This window comes from Collinsella sp. AM36-4AA (genome assembly GCF_003467795.1).
Lineage (GTDB): Bacteria > Actinomycetota > Coriobacteriia > Coriobacteriales > Coriobacteriaceae > Collinsella.
Window position 1 is genome coordinate 17,515 of the sequence record NZ_QSHS01000015.1, and the last position, 10,633, is coordinate 28,147.

At 52.3% G+C, this 10,633-nt stretch carries 6 protein-coding genes; 2 read left to right on the forward strand and 4 right to left on the reverse strand.

From position 1 onward, the window contains the following. Nucleotides 1-49: 49 nt before the first annotated feature. A complete protein-coding gene (locus DW850_RS05900; protein WP_199575606.1) occupies nucleotides 50-1,822 on the forward strand; it encodes a phosphotransferase in 1,773 nt (590 codons plus the stop codon). A gap of 2 nt (nucleotides 1,823-1,824) precedes the next feature. Continuing rightward, nucleotides 1,825-2,766: a DMT family transporter gene (locus tag DW850_RS05905; protein WP_117716690.1), complete on the forward strand. Its 942-nt coding sequence runs from the start codon at nucleotides 1,825-1,827 to the stop codon at nucleotides 2,764-2,766. A gap of 61 nt (nucleotides 2,767-2,827) precedes the next feature. Here DW850_RS05905 and DW850_RS05910 read toward each other — a convergent pair whose 3' ends face one another. From DW850_RS05910 to DW850_RS05925, 4 genes are all read right to left on the reverse strand, one after another. Then, nucleotides 2,828-4,786, reverse strand: a complete 1,959-nt coding sequence (locus DW850_RS05910; protein ID WP_117786530.1) for a C39 family peptidase — start codon at nucleotides 4,784-4,786, stop codon at nucleotides 2,828-2,830. A 100-nt stretch (nucleotides 4,787-4,886) separates the two neighbouring features. Beyond that, nucleotides 4,887-6,620: a GH25 family lysozyme gene (locus DW850_RS05915; RefSeq protein ID WP_117786531.1), complete on the reverse strand. Its 1,734-nt coding sequence runs from the start codon at nucleotides 6,618-6,620 to the stop codon at nucleotides 4,887-4,889. A gap of 265 nt (nucleotides 6,621-6,885) precedes the next feature. Further along, nucleotides 6,886-9,096 carry an N-acetylmuramoyl-L-alanine amidase family protein gene (locus DW850_RS05920; protein ID WP_117786532.1) on the reverse strand — a complete coding sequence of 737 codons (2,211 nt, stop codon included), beginning with the start codon at nucleotides 9,094-9,096 and terminating at the stop codon, nucleotides 6,886-6,888. 80 nt (nucleotides 9,097-9,176) lie between these two features. Beyond that, entirely contained in the window at nucleotides 9,177-10,433 is a 1,257-nt protein-coding gene (locus tag DW850_RS05925) for a hypothetical protein (protein ID WP_117786533.1), read from the reverse strand. Between the last annotated feature and the right edge of the window lie 200 nt (nucleotides 10,434-10,633).

The following is a 10,633-nucleotide window of genomic DNA, read 5'->3' on the forward strand; positions in this document are numbered from 1 at the left end:
TCATTCTATTCTCTTCCTAAGTAATGAACATCTTAATTGGAGGCCTGTAGTGGAACTGACCAAGCGTAACTTTACAGTTCTGTACGAATACCTAAAGAACCCATATGCCAGCCAGCGAGAAGTTGCCGAGCGGACTGGCCTTTCACTTGGATCAGTAAACGCAGCAAATAAAGAGCTCACGAATGAGGGCCTTCTCGAATCGGACAGCCTAACCGACAGCGGTTACGAAGCGCTTCATCCCTATAAGGTTGAAAACGCAGTGATATTGGCTGCAGGGCTTTCGAGCCGCTTTGCTCCCATTTCGTATGAAAAGCCCAAAGGCCTTTTAAAAGTACGTGGTGAGATTCTCATTGAGCGTCAGATTAGGCAGCTGCAAGACGCGGGTATCAGCAATATCACCGTCGTTGTCGGCTATAAAAAAGAGTATTTCTTCTATCTTGAAAGCAAGTTCGGCGTTTCTATTGTCGTCAACAACGAATACGCATCCAAAAATAACCACGCATCGCTTATGTGCGTAAAAGAGCGGCTTGACAACACCTACATTTGCTCAAGCGATGATTACCTTCTAAACAATCCGTTTGAAGCATATGTTTGGAAAGCATTTTATTCTGCTCAATATGCTGAAGGCGCCACCAAAGAATGGTGCATTCAAACGGGAGCAATGGATAGAATCACCAATGTTACGATTGGCGGTTCCGATGCATGGTATATGCTCGGACATGTTTACTTTGATAAAGCGTTCTCGCTTACGTTTAAGCAGATTCTTGAAACGGAATATAACAAGCCCGAAACAACGGACAAGCTTTGGGAAGATCTGTATATCGAGCACATCAAGGAGCTCGATATGGCGATCAAGAAGTATCCTGAGGGCGAGATCAACGAATTCGATTCTCTTGATGAGCTGCGTGCCTTTGATCCGCATTTTATCGAAAACGTTGACTCCGATATTTTCGATAACATCGAGCAAGTGCTCGGCTGTTCCAAATCAGAGATTCACGACGTTTATCCCCTTAAACAAGGCCTTACGAACCTGTCGTGCCACTTTAGAACCAATGATGGAGAGTACGTTTACCGCCATCCGGGAGTCGGAACCGAACTGCTTATTAACAGAAATGGAGAAGTAGCCGCACTTAAAAAGGCCAAGGAACTCGGCCTTGACGATACGTTTATTCATGAGGACCCAAAGCGCGGTTGGAAAATTTCGAAGTTTGTACCCAACGCAAAGCAGCCTGATCCGCATGATACTGCCCAAATGAAGCGAATGATGCAGATGTGTCGTTCGCTTCACGAGAGCGGTGCAAATGTCGAAACCGAATTTGACTTCTACCTCGAAGCGAAGCGCTACGAATCACTTCTTCTGGAAAAAGGTCCCATCGACATTCCGGGCTACAGGGAAATGGCCGCCGAAATCGATGAATTGGAGCACTTTGTTCAGGCCGACAATGCGCCAAAATGCCTTTGTCACAATGACTTCTTCTACCTCAATTTTCTTATCGATGAAAACGACAAGTACTATCTCATTGACTGGGAATATGCTGGCATGAGCGATTACGCGAACGATTTTGGAACTTGCAGTGTCTGCTGTGAGCTTTCCGAAGACGAAGTCGACCGCGCGCTTGACGCATATTTTGGGCGCAAGGCAACAAACAACGAAGTTGCGCATAACTATGCGCACATTGCCCTTGCTGGATGGTGCTGGTACCTCTGGTCTCTTCTGAAAGAAGCCGAAGGCGATTTCGTGGGCGAATGGCTCTATATCTACTTCAATTACGGTGCCAAATACCTCAAAAAGGCACTGGAGATCTATCGGAAAGGTGAATAACGATGCAATTCGGCTTTTTTAGCGGTCTTCTTTGGGGCCTTGATACAGTCATTCTTGGAATCGGCTTGGCGCTTGCGCCCTATATTGGATCGGCGGAAGCGCTTGCATGCGCCTCCATTGCGGGATCCTTTCTCCATGATGCCTTCTGTGCAATCTGGCTCTTTGGCTACATGGGAGTTAGAGGCAGATTAAAAGACACGCTCGCTGCACTTAAAACTCGTTCGGGCAAGGTCGTCATCGCCGGCGCACTGCTCGGTGGACCTATCGGAATGACCGGCTACGTATTGGCAATTAATAACATTGGAGCTGCCTATACGGCAATCATCTCCGCCTTCTATCCCGCTGTCGGAGCATTCCTTTCTTTCGTGCTGCTGAAGGAGAAAATGGGCAAAGGACAGATTCTTTCCCTTCTCGTTGCTCTTTGCGGCGTAATGACGATGGGCTATCTATCGGCCGGGTCGAGCGAGATTGCAAATGCCCCTCTCGGCTTACTCGGCGCGGTGCTTGCCGTTATCGGATGGGGATCCGAAGCGGTGCTGTGCGCATGGGGAATGAAAGATGATGCCGTTGATGACGAAACGGCTTTGCAAATCCGCGAAACTACAAGTGCGCTTGTTTATGGAGTGCTCGTACTCCCCCTCTTCGGAGCATGGCATTTCACGCTGGGCGCTATCCCGAGCATGCCCACATTGATTATTGCACTCGCCGGACTCGCAGGAACTGCATCCTATCTGTTCTATTACAAGGGCATTGCGGCAATCGGAGCAGCGCGAGCGATGGCTCTAAATATCTCCTATTCGGCATGGTCGGTGGTCTTTGGCCTGATCTTACTTGGAACAATTCCCGACATGGCATCCGTAATCTGCTGCGTTGTAATCGTATGCGGAACAGTTTTGGCAGCCAGTAACTGGGACGAACTATTTGGACGTAATAAGACGGCTTAGCTTGATTAACAATGTAGTAAAAGGGGAGAGCTCGTCGAGCTCTCCCCTTTTAGCATCATGGCTATTCAATTACCACGGCCTGACTATCCATCTGTTGCCACGTGCCGAAGAACACCTGGGCATTTCGCGTAACATTGCCGTTAATCGAATCCGAAAGATAGACAATTCCCTGCTCGTCATCATAGCCTTTAAGGACTACGGCATGATTACCGCCCCACAGGCCATAAGAATGCCCATTATACCAACGTGCAGCATAACGGCCTCCTGGCCAACTTCCCCACTCGGTATTCCACATCTCAACAGGTTGACCACAGGTCAGTCTGTTCTTAATGGAAGAAATTGACGAGAAAGAGACGTCTTTTGCCTGCTTGCCACTTCCAGCAGCACGCAGAAAGTTATTGCCAGCAATAGTAATCGCAGGGGCGACGCATCCCATGAGACCCCCGCTGCTACGCCTTGGGTTGCCATCAAAGGCGGTAACAAAGTTGCCGTTGCTTCCCTTGGGCAAGTAATAATCCGCAATAATCGTCTTACCTAAACCGAAACCATAATAGTTAAGCAAGTTTGTAAGGGCAACCGACTCACAGCCAGTAGGAAGTTCCGGGTACTGCGAATAGCACGGGACATCGACCCAAGCGCCAACCATTGCGCCGGATGAGCTGAACTTGTAGTCAGTAGAGCCGATCCAATACCAACCACTGCTCAGCATTACTCCCCCACGTGCGGCATCAAGGTAATACCATGTGCCCCCAAGGGAAAGCCATCCCGTTTTCATTGTGCCAGAAGCGGAATCTAGCCAGAACCAGTTACCGCCATCGTTAAGCCAGCCGGTCGCCATTCGACCATCCGAGTTAAAGTAATACCAAGACCCAGCTATTTGCTGCCATCCAGTCAGAATTACCCCATCAGCAGAACAATAATATCGAGAACCCTGACTCTCAATCCAGCCAGTTCTAACATTCCCGCCATCGTCAATCAACTGGATTCCCGAATCGGTCATGATGCCTTTAAGGTCAATTGCGCCGCTGGATGACGAATGATACATCCAAGACCCATCACCGTTTGACCAGCAATTAGCCATCATCTTGCCGGTACTATTAAATATGTATTCACATGATCCGATAGTTTGAACGCCCGTGGCCATGGCGTGCGTCGAGGGATCGAGCCAGTACCACGCACCGTTTAGGTTGAGCCAGCCGGAGGCGAGGGCGCCGGAGCCAGTCGCGTAGTACCAGGTCCCGCCGTCGAGGACCCATCCGGTCGCCATCGCGCCGGAGGCGCTGAACCAGTACGCTGAGCCGTTGCACGCGTGGAGGCCCGTCACCATGGCGCCGCCCGCGTCGGGGTCGAGCCAGTACCAGGAACCGCCGGTGTAAAGCCAGCCGGTCGAGGCGATACCGTCAGCGAACCAGTACCAGGAGCCGTCGACGAAGCCCCAGCCGTTAAGAGGGCCGCAGCTGCCGAAGTAGCGGCGGACGCCCTGCGCATCAGTCTGGTAACCCGTCAGCATGGCCCCCGTCCGGGCGTCGAAGCAGTAGGGCACGCCGCCGACGGATACGGGGCCGCGCGCCAGCGCGCCGGAGCCCGTCGCGTAGTACCAGGTCCCGCCGTCGAGCACCCATCCGGTCGCCATCGCGCCGGAGCCATTGAACCAGTATGCGGAGCCATTGCACTCATGGAGCCCGATGGCCATGGCGTGCGTCGAGGGATCGAGCCAGTACCAGGCCCCATTGGTATAGAGCCAGCCAGAATGCAACGAGACCGGATTGACTGAATCCACATAGAACCAGTTGCCGTCAAACGAATTCCAACCCAGATTCCATTTAACGGATTCTTGAGCAGGACCATCATCGATTGAATCGGAAGGAGAAAGAGTCGAGGGGACGGATTGCCTCTCAATATCAGTAGGGATAGAGGAGCTTATGGGTTCTGCGTTCGCGATATCAACCACACCGGGCCCAGCGAGCAGTAGGGTTGAAAGAATGATTAGGATTAATGTTATTCGCTTTTTCCTTGCCATGTGCAGCCCCCAGTAGTAACCAATTTTTACATAAACATAGTCTACAAATGGATGGCTAAGAGCAATATGTAATTAGAAAAAAGCAATTAAAGAAGAGCTGCTAGCCAAGCCATACACCATTGCTAGCAAAAGAGTATTGCACCCCATCGATTTCTTGAACACCCGTAGTCATTGCGTGCGTCGTGGGGTCAAGCCAGTACCAGGCGCCGCCGACGTATGCCCAGCCGGAGGCCAGCACGCCTGATCCCGTCGCGTAGTACCAGGTGCCGCCGTCGAGGACCCAACCGGTCGCCATCGCGCCGGAGGCGTTGAACCAGTACGCGGAGCCGTTGCACTCGTGGAGCCCAGTGGCCATGGCGTGCGTCGAGGGATCGAGCCAGTACCACGCACCGTTTAGGTTGAGCCAGCCGGAGGCGAGGGCGCCGGAGCCAGTCGCGTAGTACCAGGTCCCGCCGTCGAGGACCCATCCGGTCGCCATTGCGCCGGAGCTGTTGAACCAGCATGCGGAACCGTTGCACGAATGGAGGCCCGTCGCCATGGCGCCGCCCGCGTCGGGGTCGAGCCAGTACCAGGAACCGCCGGTGTAAAGCCAGCCGGTCGAGGCGATACCGTCAGCGAACCAGTACCAGGAGCCGTCGACGAAGCCCCAGCCGTTAAGAGGGCCGCAGCTGCCGAAGTAGCGGCGGACGCCCTGCGCGTCCGTCTGGTAGCCCGTCAGCATGGCACCCATCCGGGCGTCGAAGCAGTAGGGCGCGCCGCCGACGGATACGGGGCCGCGCGCCAGCGCGCCGGAGCCAGTCGCGTAGTACCAGGTCCCGCCGTCGAGGACCCACCCGGTCGCCATCGCGCCGGACGAATTAAACCAGTACAGGGAGCCGTTGCACTCGTGAAGGCCGGTAGCCATGGCACCGCCCACGTCGGGCTCGAGCCAGTACCACGTGCCACTCTGAAACAACCATCCGGTATACGCCTTGCCGTTGGAGGCTGCATAATACCAGGTGCTGTCAATTAGTTGCCAATGATAAAGGGAGACATCAACATACGCGTAGTTCATATCAACGTTGCCGTTGATTCCAGGGACTTTTCCGTTGCTCTTATACTGCCAAAAACTGTAATTGCCGGTATAGTCACATTGCGAGTTATATTGAGCAATCCAATGATCCCAAGAGCTACTCTTAAATACAGAGTCAGTCAAAATGTTGTTAAACCAATTTAAATTTGCATAAATACCAGGCTCATATCCTGCGGCAGAAATCCTATTACAAAAAACCTGCGCCCTCAATGCAATTCCGGTTTGACGTCCATTTGCAATTATCGAGTTATCCTCAAGATCGTAATACACCGGCAATCTTGGATTATGCCCAGAAAGGCAATTGATCACCATTGATGCCTCATCGGCTGCCTGTTGATTATCAAAAGCATATGAATAGACATAGACGCCGTAGGGAATTCCGAGTCGCTCGCACTCAGAAATATTTCGATTAAATTGATAGTCAACTCGACCGCCGAAAGACGGAGCGCCAAACCCAACGCGCAGAATAGCGAAATCGATGCCAGAAGCTTTAACTGCGTCCCAATCAATACGCCCTTGGTGCTCGCTGACGTCAATGCCCTGAGCTGTAACCCCATCGGGAAGAGCGTCCATAGACAATAAGGCTATTCCGTCTTCTTCGGAAGAAGCATCATCTGAAACTAATTGTCCACCCTCATAACGCCAAGAATTCTCAACCAGAGTCTGAGCAGCCTCTGCATCCGCAGGGCATACAAACATAGAAACGGGCGCAAAGAGCATCAGCACCAACAATGCCGAAAACAACTTAAGATGTTTGTTCATGTAAACCTCGTCATTCGCTCTTGATTGCGTCTAGCTTACAGCATAGCTATGAAAGATTCCCGAACATCTAACAGGACAAGATGCCATCTAGGACAATAAATAGTTGGGCGCAATGCTGCAAAGAAAAGAAGAACTTACCGGCAGGGTTGAACCCGCAGGCTCATTGCCCCCTCCTCTTGCCCCCAAGAATACCGACTTCAAATAAACTTTCAAACCAGATGTCAAAAAGGTAGGGGGCCCAGAGAGTCCCCTACAACTCGGAATTCTAACGAATCAGTATTACTTTCGATGGGCCCAAAGCGGTCAAACCGGAGATGCGATTTCCATAACCATCACTATGCCAGAACAAATTTTCGCTCGGCGAATTGCCCCAGAAAAAGCCAATGTGGCTATCGTCCGCATATGGGTTGTAAGGATTGAAGAACACAATGTCCCCCTTACGAGCCAAACCACTACGTAACAACTCATCAATAGAGTTGAAATAAGTCACGTTCGCACACGTATCGATAGCGTAGCCGTACCAACGATAAGCGTTTACGCAGCCGCCCCTTCCGGGACCTCCACTCCAAGGGGAATGGCTCTGCTCGGCGGCAATGGGAGCTAAATTCCCGCCCGCCTTCATATATGCATGCGATACAAATCCACCACAATTCATGCCCGTATAACCGTCCCAACGCGGATCACCCTTTGGGTACATGCACGTTTCCTGGCTGAGATGCGTGTCGTAGCGTGTTCCACGGTAATAGCCGTCGTTTTCGTGGCTCATAAGCCAATTGACCAAGCTGGACCTATTGACCCCCAAAACAGAACCAGACGTATTCAACCATGCACCACTTGCATTGAAGTAATAGTCAACGCCATCGATTTTCAGCCACCCGTTAGCAAACATGGCACCCGAAGGCTGGAGCCAGTACCACGTACCGCCGTCATTAAGCCATCCAGTTTTCATCTTGAATGTGGAAGGGTCCATCCAATACCACGCACCGTTGACATATTGCCAACCAGACTTAAGGACACCATTGGAAGATGCGTAGTACCAAGTATTGCCACTTTCGTCAGAAGCGTCTTTCGACATAATCCAACCAGACGCCACGTTAACGACACCATTCGCATCCGCATAGAAAACCGCATCTCCAATATGAATCACACCTGGCAATGAAGACGAGTCAGTACGATCAGCGACTACAGGAGATCCATCAGATGAAGTAGGCAACGGCTCGCTCAGTGCTCCAGACGAATTCGCCCATGCCATACCATCGTTCAAGTTGATCCAGCACGAAGATGCCATTGCACCGGAATCATAAGAAAAATAGCGCTTGCTTCCTACCGCAAATTCACCAGTACGCATTGCGCCGGATACATCATCAAGGTAATACCAGGCGCTTCCGGACTTTATCCATCGCCCTCGTTGAATAGCTCCGTTTGATGCGGCGTAATACCAAGTACCATCAGCAAGTGCCCAGCCTGTTGCCATGGCACCTGAGCTCGTAAGGAAATAGGTGGACGAGCCCACTTGCACAAAGCCCGTGAGCATAATATGGCTTCCTGGATCCAGGTAATACCAAGAATTCCCTAGAAGTAACCAACCTCCATGCAGTAAGCCGTTGGAGTCAGCGTAATACCAGTTGTTGTCAATAAGTGCCCACTGGGAGGATAGCATGGCCCCTGAACTGTTAAAGATATAAGAGGTGCCATTGCATTCATTCAGCCCGGTGGCCATAGAACCGTCTGCAGGATCAAGCCAGTACCAACGACCCCCATCCGAGAGCCAGCCCTTTACCAGAGCGCCAGAGCCGGAAAAATAATGCCAGACAGAAGCATCAAGATGCCATCCGATAAGCATTGCACCAGAAGAAGAGAATCCATACGTGGCTCCCCCAATCTGCAGCATCGCATCGTGGACCATCTTGCCCTCATCATCCAGCCAATACCAGTTGCTGCCGTCTGAAAGCCAGCCTTTTACCATGGCGCCAGAACCGGAGAAATAACGCCAAGCAGAAGTGGAGCCCGTAGAATCTAGGTACCAGCCGACACGCATTGCGCCCGAAGAGGAGAAGGCATACGTCGCACCCCCGACTTGAACCAACCCATCCTGAGCCATTCGACCTTCGTCGTCGAACCAGTACCAGCTACCGTCTATATGTCTCCAAGAAGAAACAGCGATTGTTCCGTCGGACAAGCCCCAACGCCAAAAACCAGCCCCTTCTTCGGGTGATATCCACCCCTGATGCCAAATAATTTGATTCGAAACCTCGGAAGGGGTCTCATTATCCACCTGAGAGTTCTGCTCGACAGCGAAGGTCGATTCGCGCTGAGCATCAACGCCTGACTCGACAGAAGCAATAGCAACGTTAGATGCGGGACCTTCGTCAGTGTTATTCGAATCAAGGGCGTATAACATCGAGGGCGAACCCAAAAGGAGCCCCAAAGAAACAAGGCCCGAAAAGACCAGCACCCCGAATGACCATTTCTTCATAGCAGCACAGTATCCAATCACGCAGTGGCCCCGTCACCTCAGGGCAACGGGGCCTCAATCAAAACTAGCTCAGTAATGTACTAGCCAATTTGCTGGCAGTTTTTGCACTCTCGTGAAGCGCCACGCCTCTGGGCCTCCTGGATAGAGATCTGCGAATAGCCCTTTGCGTCCTTGCCAACGGTACGGCACTTATGCGTATGGTAAACATGGCTACCGCTCTTATACCAAACTAAACCATAGCCCGGAATCCACTTGCCGTCCTCGCCGACATAGTAGGAGCCAACCCAGGCATTCGTAGCCATGGCACCGGAAGACTGGAGGTAGTAGTCGCCGACCCAGGCGTCGTGGGCCATAGCGCCGGAACCGCTAAAGTAGTACCAGGCGCCGCCGACCTGACGCCAGCCGGTAACCATCGCGCCGGAATCGTCGAACCAGTACCAAACTCCACCAACGTTAGCCCAAGAGTTAGAGGCCATAGCGCCCGAACCTCCGAGCCAATACCACGTGCCGCCATTGCTGAGCCAGCCGGTTGCCATGGCGCCCGAACCGCTCGCATAGTACCAAGAGCCGCCTGCCAAGAACCAGCCAGTGGCCATTGCACCGGAGTCGCCGAACCAGTACCAGGAGCCGCCGAGGCTGCGCCAGCTGTTAGCGACCATGGCGCCCGAACCGTCGAGGTAGTACCACGTACCGCCGATGTTGAGCCAGCCAGTGGCCATCGCACCGGAAGCGTTGGCGTAGTACCACGTCCCCGAAACGTTGATCCAGCCGGTCAGCATGACACCATACTCGTCGAAATAATACCAAGTTCCACCGATATTATGCCAACCGGTCAGCAGTTCGCCACTGGAGGTCGCATAGAACCACTTTCCATAGATGGAGTCATAGAGCCAGCCGCTATGCTGCATGCGGCCATCGGCGTTGGCACCAGGGGTGTTCAGGAAGTAGTTCTTGCCGTCAATCTGAACTCGGCCGTATGCCATATCATGGCTTTCGGGGTAGAAGTAATACTTGTCCCCACCGATAGACTGCCAGCCCGACACCGCGATCCCGTCAGCGCCAAAATAGTACCAGACAGCTTCGTATTCGTTATGCCACTGGTTCGTGACCATGGCGCCAGTTTCGGGATCGAAATAGCGAAGGTTGCCGTCCTCGCACCGAACGAGTCCAGTCTTCGGACGACCGTCGGAACACCATTCCGTAATCGGTCCACCGCCTCCGCCACCGCCAGCAATATCAGCAAATGAGGGCGCCGGGGCAACCGTCATGCAGACAGCGGCAAATGCAACAACTCCCAGCACTGTTAGTCCGCGCCATCTTTCTCGAAGGTTTTTCATACGACATCCTTTCTCCGAGATTTAAGGCTCTCTTAAGTTATTTTTAAACTATCAATTCAGTATTTCAACGGGAAATCGATAAAAGGTGTCTTTGTGACTGCAATTTAAATATGAGTCGCCGAACCCCAACCGTTACGCCAAATAGCTTCTAAGGCAAACTGAGCGCATGAGCGAACCGATTTAATACAACCACCTGTAAA